The sequence below is a fragment of the Glutamicibacter sp. genome (assembly GCF_035257265.1).
In the GTDB taxonomy this organism is placed as follows: Bacteria; Actinomycetota; Actinomycetes; order Actinomycetales; family Micrococcaceae; genus Glutamicibacter.
Genome location: NZ_DATEXC010000025.1, coordinates 34,238 through 47,877, shown reverse-complemented (window position 1 = coordinate 47,877; position 13,640 = coordinate 34,238). Strand labels below are relative to the sequence as shown.

The following is a 13,640-nucleotide window of genomic DNA, read 5'->3' as shown; positions in this document are numbered from 1 at the left end:
CGCGATTAACGCGTTATAAGAATATCTGGGATTGCTCAGAGAGCCAAATCGGCGGTCGGCTCGTCCAGAACCCAGTGATCCTCGTCTAAAACCTTAACGACCTTGCGAGAAATCCTCGCCAGATCCTTAATGTCCTTGTCATCTAAGGATTCAAGGAGAAGTGAGCGGACGGTTTTCACATGATGCGGCGCCATCTTGACCACCGCATCCCAACCCTGCTTCGTTAATGAGGCGATCTTCACACGCGCGTCTCCGGCGGACTGTGAGCGAATCACCCATCCCCGCTTCTCCAATTTCTTCACCACATGTGACAGCCGTGACAACGAAGCGCTGGTGCGCGCAGCAAGATCCGTCATGGTCAGTTCACGATCTGGCGCCTCAGAGAGCATAGCCAGCATGTGATAGTCGAAGAGTGTAATTCCTTCCAGACCTTGCAGGTCCGAGTCTAAAGCTGCAGGGAGCAAAGACATTACCGTGTTCAGTCCCAGCCAGGCCGTTCGTTCTTCGGCAGTTAGCCAGTCGACTTGTTCACTCATGTAATTTCACACCATTCTTCGCTACCGCACTGGCAGTAAGTCGCATTTCCTCGTGGGAATACTCTAATCGCTAGAATGCTACCTTGTCGCGCGGTAAATTTCTCGGCTCAAACCCATTAACTATGCGGAGTTGGGTAATTTACGCACTAGGTCCCGTGGTGGTAGCCCCACAGGGCTCCCTATCAGTAAAAGGATCCTGAGCCACCGGCAGCTGATCTCCTTGTCCTCATTGAGAGATTCGTCCACTTGACTGTCTTCCGCCAGAAACGGGAACACCAGATAAGCCCCTGACACAAGAAAAGGCCCGCCGGCCCGAGTAACTCAGTGGGCCAGCGGATCTTGTCCTGTCATGAACGGGTGTTATCCCTGAGCTAATCGCTTGCGCCGTCGGTAGGCCATCACCTGTCCGGCAATAACTACCAGCAAGGCAACGATGAACATTGCCGAACCAATGACGTTTGCTTGGGCCGGGATACCGCGGGTCGCGGCTACGTAGATGAACTTCGGGAAGGTTTGGAAGGTGCCGGAGTTGAAGTTAGTAATGATGAAGTCATCAAAACTCATAGCGAATGACAGCAATGCGGCCGCCACAATCCCAGGCACTAGCAAGGGGAAGGTAATCTTCCAGAATGCCGCTCGCGGAGTGGAATATAGGTCGGCCGCAGCCTCTTCTAATCGTGGGTCAAGTGACGAAACACGTGCTCGCACGGTCACAATCACAAAGGACATACAGAACACGATATGCGCGATCACAATCGTGGTGTACCCTAGTTCCCACCCCAAATTCAGGAACTGAGCCAGTAGCGAGGCTCCAAGTACCACCTCGGGGGTGGCGAGCGGAAGAATAATGAGAACGTCGGTCAGCTTACGAAAACGGAATTTGTACCGCACCAACCCGATGGCAATGCAGGTGCCTAAGGCAGTAGACACGATTGTCGCCACCACACCCACCTGCAAGGAATTGACCAAAGACTCGCAGACGGCCGGCGCACCGCAGGGGTTCTGCCAATTGTCGAGAGTGAATCCGCGCCATTCGAGGTTTGTGCGTCCGGCGTCGTTGAAGGAGAACACGAAGATATATGCGATGGGTACCAGCAGGTAGACGAAGGCCAGTCCACCGATGGCAGGAATGATCCAGCGCCCTATTTTTTGTTTCATCATTGGCTCCTACATCAATTCCTTGGTACCGAAACGCCTGATATAGAGGGTGACGAGTATCAGGATGGACAGCATCAAAACGAAACTCAGCGCCGCGGCGCCCGGATAGTCGATGACCTTGAAGAATCTTGAATCGATCACCTGCCCGATCATTGTCGTGTTTCGGTTGTTGCCCAACAGCGCGGCGTTCACGTAGTCACCGGCCGCCGGAATGAAAGTCAGCAACGTCCCGGCGAAAACTCCGGGAGCAGACAGTGGGAGGGTCACTTTGAAAAATGACGTCATCGGGCTGGCATAAAGATCCCCCGAGGCTTCTAAGAGCCTGGTGTCTAAACGGCCGAGGTTCGCGTAAATCGGCAGCACCATAAAGGGAAGGAAATTATACGTCAGGCCCGCTACCACCGCGAAGGGGGTTGCCGTCAGATGTCCGTCGACGGGAAGCACAGCAATTAGCTTTAGGGTCTGCGCCACCCATCCTTCATCGGCAAGTATTTGCTTCCACGCTTGGGTGCGCAGAATGAAGCTAGAGAAGAATGGTGCGATTAGCAGCACCAGCAAAATGCCTTGAAGCAAGCCATGCTGGCGTAAACGTACCGCGACCAGATAAGCCATGGGGTAGCCAATAAGTAAGGCCAGCACCGTGGCAATCAGCGCGAAGCCAAAGGAACGAACCAGCTCGGACCAGTATGCACTCAGCACCGTGACGTAGTTGCCAAATTCCAGGGCAGGAACAAATTCGCCAATCTCCGCGCCTTCGGGTCTGGCGTACAAGGACATCGACAACAGCACGATCACCGGAAGGGCAAAGAACAGGAAGAGGACCAGCATCCCCGGGACCACGAGGTACACCCCGGTGCGTCCCTTGCGTCGTTCTGCCTTGATTTCTTCCGCGCTACGTAGATCGGCGATTTTCCCCTTTTTGGTCATCATCATTTTGCTCATGTCTGATCCACCCCGGCATCAACTACCTCGTCACCGGCAAGCCCAAAGGAGTGAGCACTTTCCCAAGACAGGTACACCGTATCCCCCATTTGGGCAGGTTGCTGCCCACGGTTCTGCGAGAAGGTTCCGATCCGCCCAATGCCCGGCACCTCGATCAGGTACTCGGTAGTGGTACCGGTAAACGACACATCAATGACCTGACCGCTCAACTCGTTGTATCCCGTTGATTCTTGGGGAGCCCCACGATGCAGGTGAAGTTTTTCCGGTCGCACACCAATGACGATGTCGCCTTCATGTTGCACTGCCCGTTCGACGGGAATCAATACTCTGCAGCCGGCGGTTTGCGCTTCGATGAGTCCTTCTTGCTGACCCACAACATGAGCGCGCATAAGATTCGATTTGCCTAAGAAGTTGGCCACAAAGGCGGTCTTCGGCAACTCGTACAGATCACGCGGCGCACCCATCTGTTCGATGCGTCCTTCATTCATCACCGCAACAACATCAGCCATGGTCATGGCTTCTTCTTGGTCGTGAGTGACGTGGATAAAGGTCAACCCGACCTCGGTTTGAATCGCTTTGAGTTCAAATTGCATCTGCCGGCGCAACTTCATATCCAATGCACCGAGAGGCTCGTCAAGCAACAGCACCTGAGGACGGTTAACTAGCGCCCTGGCCAATGCGACACGCTGTTGTTGACCGCCTGAAAGCTGCTCGGGACGCCGGTTAGCGAGGTGATCAAGCTCCACCATTTTCAGGCCTTCCCGGGCCTTTTCCATAGCTTGCTTGTCTTTTTTCCGCTTGAGTCCAAAGGCCACATTTTCCAGCACTGTCATATGCGGGAACAGAGCGTAGGACTGAAAGACGGTATTCACTTCACGCTGATGGCTGGGCAGCGAAGTGACGTTCTTGCCACCGATGAGAATTTCGCCTTCGCTGGGCGCATCCAATCCGGCGATCATTCGCAGGGTGGTCGATTTACCACAACCCGACGGTCCCAATAAGGCAAAAAAAGTTCCCGAAGGGACGGTGAGGTCAAGGTCTTTCACTGCAACGAACTCAGCAAAGCGCTTGGTAATGCCCTTAAGTTCTAGGTCCGCACCTTCGCTGCGTGGCGGGACCGTGGGTTTCCGGGATGTTTCTGCGGTGTTGGCACTCATCACGTTCTATACCCCAATTACTTCTTGGAACTGGTTTTGGAAGTCGTTTTCTTCCTCCACGCTCAGTTCTCGTTCGGTGCTTGCATTGTTCAAGAATTCTGCGGTAGGGAAGATCAGCGGATCATCAACTAGGTCCGGGTCAATTTTTTCCATCTCTTGCTGTGCGCCTACCACCGGGCACAGATAGTTCACGTAGGCAGCGACTTCTGCGGCCACATCAGGCTGGTAATAGAAATCCATCAGCTTCTCCGCGTTTTTCTTATGCGTTGCTCCAATGGGAACAGTGAAGTTATCTGACCAAATCAATCCACCGCGCTCAGGCATGATGAACTCCCACTTATTGCCCTCTTCATAGTTCAGCTGCGTGATGTCCCCCGAGTAGGCAATTCCTGCTAGCGCATCGCCGGAAATAAGATCCTGCTTATACGAATTGCCCTTGACCTGCCTGATCTGGCCATTCTGAATATTCTTATCGAGTACTTCTAAAGCTCCCGCAAATTCGTCCTGCCCCCACTGGCCGGCGATATCTATGCCTTGATCAAGCAAGAGGATCGGAATCGTGTCACGCATTTCATCCAGAAGCGTCACCCGCCCCTTAAGCTCTGGGCTCCAGAGGTCTTCGACGTTGCGCAGTCCTTTGGGGAATGCTTCCTTGTTCCACACCAACCCGGTGTAACCCGATTGCCAGGTCAGCGACTTCGTACGCCCTGGATCAAAGCGCACATCTTTTAACTCGGGGAGCAGATTTTTGATATTTAGAATATTTGCGTGGTCTAGTTCTTGTGCGTATCCCAGACGCATCACACGCTCGGTCATCCAGTCGGTCAGCACGATCAGGTCCTGACCGATATCTTGTCCGGCCGCCAGTTGAGATTGCACCTTGCCGTAATAAGAATCATTGGAGTCGATGTCTTCGACGTACTTCACGTCCAAGCCAGAGGACTTCTTGAATTGCTGCAAGGTTGGGTAGTTTTTTGCCTTGTCGTCATAGTCCAAATACAGGGTCCAGTTGGCCCAACGGACAAGTTTTTCGGTGTCAGAAAGATCCGCCGCGGGAGCTAATGAAGCCGCGGAGGAACTACTTGCGCCCTTAGTGCCGCACGCAGTGAGTAATCCAGCTAGTGCGAGGCCAGCAGCGCCAGCGAGTACCCCGCGCCGGCTCGCCTGAGCTTGCCCAATGGCTTGGGAGAGTTTCATCCGTTGTTCGTTCAGCGCACGTTGACGTGACATATATTCTTAGGCTCCAATCGCGCTTTGGAATTCGCTGCCGAGGGTAGTTTCTTCGTCCGCGTCCAAGGCTCGGAAGACATGTGCATGACTGAGGTCTTCTTCGGTTGGGAAAATTAGTGGGTTATCCATCAGGCTCGGATCAATTTTTTCCATCTCTTCTTTGGCTCCGGTGACGGGACAAATGAAGTTCACATAGGCGGCTACCTCGGCAGCTACCTTCGGTTCATAGTAAAAATTCATCAGCTTCTCGGCGTTAGCTTTACGTGGCGATGCGATAGGAACCATCAAGTTATCGCTCCACAGCGTGCCGCCAGCCTCGGGAATGGCAAATTCCCATTGGTCATCATTTTCAAAATTCATCTGCACTATGTCGCCGGACCAGACAATGCCTGCGATGGCATCGCCAGAGATGAAATCTGACTTGTATGAGTTCCCCTTGACCTGGCGGATCTGTCCATTTCCAATGTTCTTGCGTAGGTCGTCAAGGGCGGTACCGAATTCGTTTTCGCCCCACTGGCCGGTGATATCTACCCCATGGTCAAGCATCAGCAACCCCATGGTGTCGCGCATTTCGTCAAGCACGGTGACCCGCCCCTTGAGTGCTGGGTCCCAGAGGTCTGAAACATTTTTCAGCCCCTTAGGGAACTTCTTTTTGTTCCAGGCGATTCCGGCGTAGCCGGTCTGCCAGGTGAGCGAGTTCTTGCGGCCCGGATCGAAATCGACGTTTTTCAGATCAGGCAGAAGATTTGCGAGATTCGGGATGTTTGCGTGGTCAAGTTCTTGGGTGTAGCCCTGACGAATGATGCGCCCGGCCATCCAGTCGGTGAGTGTAATGAGGTCCTGGCCAATATCTTGACCGGCCTTGAGCTGTCCTTGGACTTTGCCGTAGTAGGTGTCGTTGCCATCAATGTCTTCAACGTAATTAACGCTGATACCCGTCTTCTCTTTGAACTGGTCAAGAGTCGGATAACTCTTGCTCTTCTCGTCATAGTCAAGGTAGAGCGTCCAGTTCGCCCAGTTCACCGTTGGATCGGTATCGGATATATCTTTGACGCTGACCGCTGACGCTGAGCTCCCACTACTTTTGCCGCCGGTTCCGCAGGCGGCCAACAGCCCACCCAAACCCAGAGCGCCAGCTGCCCCCAAGACTCCGCGGCGTGTCATTGAGCGCTGGCTCATCGCTTGAACCAGCGCGCGGATCTGTGGATCTTCAGGTAGTTGTCGTCGCTGGGGAGACATGATTCCGTCCTAACATTGAGGGCTCAAACAGTTTGGCGGGTGTGACGCGCCACACATGATATCAATGACGTTCATAATGTCAGCTCTTCGCCAGCGAAACAAGAGATTCACGCAAGTATCGATGTTAAATCTGCGTTTCTAATGCTGGAAACAATAAAAATTGCCCCTTTCGCAACTGGATCAGTAGATGTATGGTCGGTGCTATACCCAAAACGCCGGCAGTTTTTGGGTGGCGACTACGCATCGAAAGACCCGGGAGGTCGATAACGAATGACCATGCCACCGCATAACCACGTAGCGGCGACCATCGATGAAATTTCTAAAGAAATCATCGAGCAACTGCAGGAGGATGGGCGACGTTCCTATGCAGCCATCGGCAAAGCAGTGGGTCTCAGCGAGGCCGCGGTTCGTCAGCGCGTGCAGAAATTGGTGGACAGTCGAGCCATGCAGATTGTTGCGGTGACCAATCCATTGGAGCTGGGATTCACCCGGCAGGCAATGATCGGAATTATCGCTTCAAGTGACATCAACGCCACGGCAGATCGAATTGCAGAAGTACCCGAGGTGGACTACTGCGTAGTGACCGCGGGAAGCGCCGACATCCTGGCCGAAGTAATTTGCACCAGCGACGAGGACCTCTTACGAGTTATCAGTAAAATTCGCGGCACCGATGGCGTTGTCAGCACTAATACATACACGTATCTTTCACTGAAAAAACAGGAATACAACTGGGGAACACGATGAGTAAAACTCCACGCGGTACCGATCGACAGCAAGCTGCCCGCGACCATTTGTGGATGCATATGGCACGCCACTCAGGTCTTCACGATGGTGGGACCGTACCAATTATTTCCCGCGGTAGCGGGCATAAGATCTATGACGATCAAGGCAAAGAATATATCGATGGGCTCTCCGGGCTCTTTGTTGTTAACGCCGGGCACGGGCGTGCGGAACTCGCCGAAGCGGCAGCAAAACAGGCAGAAAAATTGGCTTTCATGCCGCTGTGGTCTTACGCCCACGAACCGGCAATTGATCTCGCCGAACGCCTAGCGCACTATGCTCCGGGAGATCTAAACCGAGTCTTCTTCACCACTGGTGGCGGCGAAGCCGTTGAATCAGCTTTCAAACTGGCCAAACAGCATTTCAAGATGAAGGGTTTCCCGGGAAAAACGAAAGTTATTTCCAGGGCTTTGGCCTACCACGGCACCCCGCAGGGCGCTCTGGCGATTACTTCCCTGCCGGATATGAAGACTCCCTTTGAGCCTCTGGTTCCGGGAACCTTTAGAGTGCCAAACACTAACTTTTACCGGGCCCCAGAAATGTTTGCCGACAACGAGAAAGACTTCGGACTTTGGGCTGCGGAGCGAATTCGTGAGGCCATTGAATTTGAAGGCGCCGATACCGTCGCCGCGGTGTTCCTGGAACCTGTTCAGAATTCTGGTGGCTGCTTCCCACCGCCTCCTGGCTATTTTGATCGCGTCCGCGAGATCTGTGATGAGTACGATGTCCTGCTCGTTTCCGATGAGACTATTTGCGCCTTTGGCCGCATCGGTTCAATGTTCGCCTGCAATGACTTCGGTTACGTCCCGGATATCATCACCTCGGCCAAGGCACTGACCAGTGGATACGTTCCATTAGGTGTCATGGTGGTTTCAGACAAACTCTTTGAGCCGTTCACCAAGGGCGACACCACTTTTTACCATGGTTATACCTTCGGTGGTCATCCGGTGGCTGCGGCTGTGGCGATGGCGAATCTTGATATTTTTGAGCGCGAGGGGCTCAACGATAACGTCAAGAACAATGCCGATAACTTCAAAACGACGCTAGATAAGCTCAAGGATCTCGATATCGTGGGCGACGTGCGCGGGGCCGGCTACTTCTACGGAATTGAACTGGTCAAGGACAAGAAAACCAAAGAAACCTTTAACGATGATGAATCCGAAAGGTTGCTACGTCAGTACCTCTCCCCTGCACTATGGGAAGCCGGGCTATATTGCCGCGCAGATGATCGCGGTGATCCGGTGATTCAGCTGGCTCCACCACTGACCATCGCGCAACCAGAATTTGATCAGATCGAATCGATCCTGCGCTCGGTTCTTAAAGAAGCGGCAAATAAGATCTAGCGAACTATCAGATATTTTCAAACAACAAAGCTGCCGGTCGACTCCCCGCAGGGAGTCGACCGCCAGCTTTGTTTTTCTGGGGTGATTTAGCGCTGCAGTGCCGTTCGAGCCGAGGCCAGGCGATTCAGCGCCAACGCTCCGATCAACAGGCCGAAGTCACGCAATGCGACGTCAAAGTAGCCAGGAAGTATCAGCAAGTTCACGATGATCCCCAACAACCAGAGGCTCACCACCACCGAACCGATCTTCGGTCGCAACGCCACCAAGATACCGGCCGCGATTTCGACAACGCCTACAGCGTACATAAACAATTCCGGCGACACCGGGATGATGTCAGTTGCCAGCGGCGCGAGGTAATGGGTCCAATCGGTGAGCAAGTTGAAAAACTTGTCCAGCCCAAACAAGATCGGCGCCACCGTGAAGATGGTTCGCAACAACAAGAATGCTTGGTGCTCCAAAGCCTGGGACCGCAACTCAGAGGATCTAGCTGTTATTGAAGACATGCTGACCCCTCCTTTCTAAAAGTAGTAATCATAACTTTAGAACTAGCGAGCTTCTAAGTCAACAAATCACAACTTTAGATTTAGACTGTTTTTATGCAACTCTTTTCTCGTAAACGCTCGGTCCACGCCGTCTCGGCCTTGGCCGATCCTCTGCGGGCAAAAATCTATGAATATCTGCGCCGAACCACCGAGCCTGCCAGCCGTGATGCGGTCGCTCAGGCGTTGGATCTGCCCAGAAATACCGTGTCCTTCCAGCTCGAACGGTTAGCGAAGGAAGGCCTACTGACCTATGAATTCAGAAAACTCGGTGAGTCTAGCGGCCCCGGCTCCGGCCGGCCTTCAAAACTGTATTCGCTGGTTACCCAGGAAATTGAAGCCAGCGTCCCGCACCGCGAATACACATTGGCGGCCCACATCATGGCCCAAGCCATCGAACGCGCCACTCGAGAGCAACGTCCGGTCAATGAATTGCTCGCCGAGGTATCCCGCGAGTCAGGCCAAGCCTTAGCAACGTCCGGTGAGACTCTGGACCAGATGCTCGCTAAAGGCGGATATCTCCCCGAGACTGATGAGGCAGGCTCAATTCATCTGACCGATTGCCCTTTTCATCAGTTATCCGCACAATTCAGGGACACCGTGTGCATGATGAACCGAGAACTTCTGGGAGCTGTCGTAGAAACCAGTGACGCCCCGTATCGCTCCTGTCCGGTAACGCCCAAAACCGGGCACTGCTGTGTGCGCTTGGATCCCACATCCAATAAATAGCCGCCAAAAAGTACTTACCGCGCATTGAAACGAACAAAGTCCTCGAGGCTGCTGTTGCACATGCAACACGTGGCAGGGGTTTCCTTCTTCTCTATCCTCTCGGCAGAATCAGGGCTAGGCTTGGGCCACCAGTGGTCAGGCGAGCATGCCACCAGGGCAACAACGCCTGGAGTGCAAAGGATCTGCCATGAGCCCGAACCCGGAACCCGTTAGTACCAATGTTGATGCGGCCAGCGCCCGAAAAATTGCCGAGGCCTCCCGTGAACAGACGTGGGAACGTCCAAGTTTCGCCAAAGGTATCTACATGGGCGACGTAGATTTTTCGCTGATCACCCCCATGCCAGTTCAAGATGCGCAATCTGCCGCACGTGGTGAAAAATTCCTTGCGCAGCTAATCCCTGTCCTCGACGGGTTCGACGCATCGCGCATTGAACAAGAAGCGCGTATCCCCGGGGAATACATCAAAGCGCTACGCGAGGTGGGCGCCTTTGGAATGAAGATCCCCGAAGAATACGGTGGCTTGGAACTGAGTCTGCTTGATTACGGGAGGGCTCTCATGCGAGTCGGCTCGGTCTGCCCTGCCCTTGGTGCATTGCTTTCGGCCCACCAATCGATCGGCGTACCCGAACCGGTCAAAAGCTTTGGAACGGCAGAACAAAAATGCACCTATCTTCCGCGTTGTGCGGCTGGCGAGATCAGTGCATTCCTGCTCACCGAAAATGATGTTGGCTCTGATCCGGCCCGGCTAGGCACCTACGCCACGCTCAGCGAGGACGGAACCCACTACATTGTCGAAGGATCAAAACTCTGGACCACCAATGGTGTAGTCGCCGATTTACTCGTCGTTATGGCGCTGGTCAAACCACATGAGGCTCAAGGCGCCGAACCTGCAGGCAAGGGCGGGATTACCGCCTTTATCGTGGAAGCAAACAGCGCCGGCATCACCGTAGAAAATCGCAACGCATTTATGGGACTGCGTGGAATCGAAAACGGTGTGACACGGTTCTCCGCGGTGCGTGTTCCGGTGGAAAATCGTCTGAGCCGTGAGGGTTCCGGGCTGAAAATTGCGCTGAGCACATTAAATACCGGTCGGTTGTCCATTCCTGCCATGTGCGCAGGAGCAGGAAAATGGTCCACCAAAATTGCCCGTGAATGGTCAGCAGCCCGAGTGCAATGGGGCCTGCCCGTAGGTAAGCACCAAGCAGTTGCCGCCAAGCTCTCCTACATGGCAGCGAGCACCTACGCTCTGGAAGCGGTCTTCGAGCTGAGCGCGAGCCTGGCAGATGCAGGCATGAAAGATGTCCGAATCGAAGCGGCCCTCGCAAAGCTCTACAGTTCCGAGGTCTCCTGCAAAATTGTTGATGAGCTAATTCAGATTCGTGGCGGCCGGGGCTACGAAACGGCTGCCTCCCAAGCCGCCCGGGGAGAACGTGCGGTGCCCGCCGAACAGCTACTTCGCGATTTACGCATTAACCGCATCTTCGAAGGTTCCACCGAAATCATGCATCTACTGATTGCCCGTGAAGCGGTGGACGCACACTTGCAAGCAGCTGGAGCGCTGGCGCAGGCAGGCTCCAGTCTGGAGGATAAAGCCCGAGCCGCCGTTGATGCGTCCGGCTTCTACGCCCGCTGGTTACCCAAACTTATGGTCGGAGCCGGGACCGTGCCAGGGTCCTTTTCGGAGCAGGGCCCGCTGGCCAAGCACCTGCGCTTTATTGAACGAAGCTCTAGACGTTTGGCGCGTCAAACTTTTGCAGGGATGGCGCGCTGGCAAGCAGGCATGGATAAACAGCAAGTCTTCCTCGGCCACATCGTTGATATCGGTGCCGAACTTTTTGCGATGGCAGCAACAATCACTAAGACTCTGTCCTTGCATGATGCTGGAGCATCCGAAAGATTCTCCGCAGAGACGCTCGCACAGGCATTTTGCGACCAAGCAACCAAACGATGCGAAGAACATTTTAGGCACTTATGGAACAACACCACCCACCGTGATGAACAAATTGCGTCCAAACTCTTGAACGGAGATTTTGAATGGCTCGAAGACGGCGTGCGCGATGTTTCCGAAAATACCGGTCCATGGATCGCCGAGTGGTCAGCCCAGAGCATGCCCGATGCACGTCAACCATATGGCACCGAAGGATGACTCCGGAGCTGAGATTAGCTTTAGAAGAATCTGTTGCATGCTGGGGTGATGCTCAGCAAAACTAGGCTGCCTAACTCAGCGTTCCGCCCATGCGTCATGCGCCGAAAATTCAGCGCACAATAGGTCGTCGCGTCCTAGTTGAGTACCTGCGTCAGACTAGTTTTGCTGTTATCCATGCATTCGATACCAAAGCAACGCAACTTGCAGGCTCGCCCTGGATTCCGCAGTTCCCAGCGAAACACCAAGCTTGTCTTCCAGTTTCGCCAGTCGGGCGTAAAGCGTGGGACGAGATAGGTAGCTTTCCTTAGCTAGGCTGCTCTTATTTCCCCCATGGTTGAGAAACAGCTCCAGCAGTTCAAGCCCATCTGGGTCCACGGGGGAAAGCAATCCGGATAGTTCGGTAAGCGCAAAGCTTCGCATTCGTGCATCCTGCCCCATGGCAGAAAGCACCCCGCGCAGACGCAGATCCGCAAAACGATAATAGGGACGGGCCCGGGTAGGAAGGTTAGGGACAATCTCGGCCACGTGTGCGGCCTCTTCCAACCGGCGAGCGCTGGCGCCAATGCTGATCTCCTCCGCTGCAACTCCGATGGCAATGTGCGTTGTGAGCATTTCGGTGAGTTGGCGGGTAAACCGCTGCAAGGCGTTGGCTACCAGTTGTTTGGCGGATACCGGCACAATAACTGCAAGGCACCCTGAGCGCAGTGAGCCTGCAAGCACTCCTACTCGCATGTTTTCTGCCACTTGGTCAATCACTTCCAACACTTCTCGTTCGCGAAGCTGCAGGTCTGTGGGGCTGTAATTCTCCGCTTCGGCCAGGGCGATGACTAGCGGTACGTAGTGCGATCCGCTCTCGAGGCCTAGAGATTGGGCGCGGACAGTGACTTCCTTGTCCGTATATGAATGATGCTGCTGCAGCTCATGCATCATGGAGGTGCGTGCTTGATAGAGCAATTCACGTTGGTCACGCCCGGAGAGCCTGGCGATAGTTAAGGTCTGGCCGGCACGTTCAAGAACCAATGCCGCGTTATGTTCATCGTCTAGTTCGTCCGGGACGACTAACCGGCCCCAACGGTTACGCACCGCGCCTACTGGGGTTTGCAGCCAGTTTTCGGTGCCGTGTCCACGCCCGGTTTGCTCCGCGTACCCCACAAATTTTGAGCGGTTCATCCAATGTGCCAGCACCGACTCGGCGCCGTATCCGGCTCCGGCGTGAGCCAGCACGTGGTGGCGTACGTCTTCGAGGACTACCGGAGCGCCAAGCAGCTCGGAGGTGCGTTCCACGATCCGTTGTTCATCAGCTTCGTTCAGCGAGAGTTCGGTGTAGATTTCGTGGACGTTGCGGGAGAACTGCACGGCAGCCAGTTGTTCGGAAACAAGCCGTTCGTGGATGACCTCGGTGATCTGCACAAAACGTACTTTTTTCCGCAGGTGGATCACCGGTAGTTCCAGACCCTGTGCGGCGTCAGCTAAGTGTTTTGCCACCTGCGGGTCCACGTGGCCCGGGTCAACTAGAAGTTCAACGATCACTCCGGCGGCACCAGCGTGGGCTAGTTGGTTCATGAATGAGCGCAAGCGTTCCACCGTTGGTTCCACATTGCGTAAGGTCGTCAGCACCACCTCGCGCCCAAAGAGCAGATCAACGTTGTCTGCCGATTCGGTGACATGGACCCAACGCAGGTTCACATCCAGGTTTTTCGCCCCCGAGAGAATCAGCGGATCCGCGTCTTGAACTACCGGCAAAGCCAAGACATCACCCATGGTCAAAGACCTCGCGGTTCTTGTACTCATCATGCACACCTTTACAAAGCGTAAGTGTTACCTACTAAATCATGACACAT

At 54.3% G+C, this 13,640-nt stretch carries 12 protein-coding genes; 4 read left to right on the top strand and 8 right to left on the bottom strand.

All coding sequences use genetic code 11. The features are described from left to right. Nucleotides 1-35 precede the first annotated feature (35 nt). The 6 genes from VJ369_RS05235 to VJ369_RS05210 form a co-directional block, all read right to left on the bottom strand. Nucleotides 36-536 carry a MarR family winged helix-turn-helix transcriptional regulator gene (locus tag VJ369_RS05235; protein WP_324091063.1) on the bottom strand — a complete coding sequence of 167 codons (501 nt, stop codon included), beginning with the start codon at nucleotides 534-536 and terminating at the stop codon, nucleotides 36-38. Between the two features lie 360 nt (nucleotides 537-896). Next, nucleotides 897-1,694: an ABC transporter permease gene (locus tag VJ369_RS05230; protein ID WP_324091062.1), complete on the bottom strand. Its 798-nt coding sequence runs from the start codon at nucleotides 1,692-1,694 to the stop codon at nucleotides 897-899. A 9-nt stretch (nucleotides 1,695-1,703) separates the two neighbouring features. Next, on the bottom strand, nucleotides 1,704-2,627 hold the full coding sequence (locus VJ369_RS05225) for an ABC transporter permease (protein ID WP_414652620.1): 924 nt from the start codon (nucleotides 2,625-2,627) through the stop codon (nucleotides 1,704-1,706). A gap of 5 nt (nucleotides 2,628-2,632) precedes the next feature. After that, nucleotides 2,633-3,793 (bottom strand): ABC transporter ATP-binding protein, encoded by a 1,161-nt coding sequence (locus VJ369_RS05220; RefSeq protein WP_324091060.1) that lies wholly within the window; start codon nucleotides 3,791-3,793, stop codon nucleotides 2,633-2,635. 6 nt (nucleotides 3,794-3,799) lie between these two features. After that, complete coding sequence (locus VJ369_RS05215) at nucleotides 3,800-5,023, bottom strand: spermidine/putrescine ABC transporter substrate-binding protein (protein WP_324091059.1); 1,224 nt, start codon at nucleotides 5,021-5,023, stop codon at nucleotides 3,800-3,802. A 6-nt stretch (nucleotides 5,024-5,029) separates the two neighbouring features. Further along, on the bottom strand, nucleotides 5,030-6,262 hold the full coding sequence (locus VJ369_RS05210) for a spermidine/putrescine ABC transporter substrate-binding protein (RefSeq protein ID WP_324091058.1): 1,233 nt from the start codon (nucleotides 6,260-6,262) through the stop codon (nucleotides 5,030-5,032). Nucleotides 6,263-6,532: 270 nt separating this feature from the next. Between VJ369_RS05210 and VJ369_RS05205 the strand changes: the two genes are divergently transcribed. Beyond that, nucleotides 6,533-7,006 carry an Lrp/AsnC family transcriptional regulator gene (locus tag VJ369_RS05205; RefSeq protein ID WP_324091057.1) on the top strand — a complete coding sequence of 158 codons (474 nt, stop codon included), beginning with the start codon at nucleotides 6,533-6,535 and terminating at the stop codon, nucleotides 7,004-7,006. Next, nucleotides 7,003-8,385, top strand: a complete 1,383-nt coding sequence (locus VJ369_RS05200) for an aspartate aminotransferase family protein (RefSeq protein WP_324091056.1) — start codon at nucleotides 7,003-7,005, stop codon at nucleotides 8,383-8,385. The genes VJ369_RS05205 and VJ369_RS05200 overlap by 4 nt, the downstream gene beginning before the upstream one ends. 86 nt (nucleotides 8,386-8,471) lie before the next feature. On the opposite strand, the gene VJ369_RS05195 is transcribed toward VJ369_RS05200, so the two are convergent. After that, a complete protein-coding gene (locus tag VJ369_RS05195; RefSeq protein WP_105675872.1) occupies nucleotides 8,472-8,888 on the bottom strand; it encodes a DoxX family membrane protein in 417 nt (138 codons plus the stop codon). Between the two features lie 93 nt (nucleotides 8,889-8,981). On the opposite strand from VJ369_RS05195, the gene VJ369_RS05190 reads away from it, so the two are divergent. Next, on the top strand, nucleotides 8,982-9,653 hold the full coding sequence (locus VJ369_RS05190; protein ID WP_324091055.1) for a helix-turn-helix transcriptional regulator: 672 nt from the start codon (nucleotides 8,982-8,984) through the stop codon (nucleotides 9,651-9,653). 187 nt (nucleotides 9,654-9,840) lie between these two features. Then, nucleotides 9,841-11,799: an acyl-CoA dehydrogenase family protein gene (locus VJ369_RS05185; protein WP_324091054.1), complete on the top strand. Its 1,959-nt coding sequence runs from the start codon at nucleotides 9,841-9,843 to the stop codon at nucleotides 11,797-11,799. A 168-nt stretch (nucleotides 11,800-11,967) separates the two neighbouring features. Here the strand turns inward: VJ369_RS05185 and VJ369_RS05180 are convergent, their stop codons facing one another. Next, nucleotides 11,968-13,590, bottom strand: a complete 1,623-nt coding sequence (locus VJ369_RS05180) for a PucR family transcriptional regulator (protein ID WP_324091053.1) — start codon at nucleotides 13,588-13,590, stop codon at nucleotides 11,968-11,970. Nucleotides 13,591-13,640: the final 50 nt, after the last annotated feature.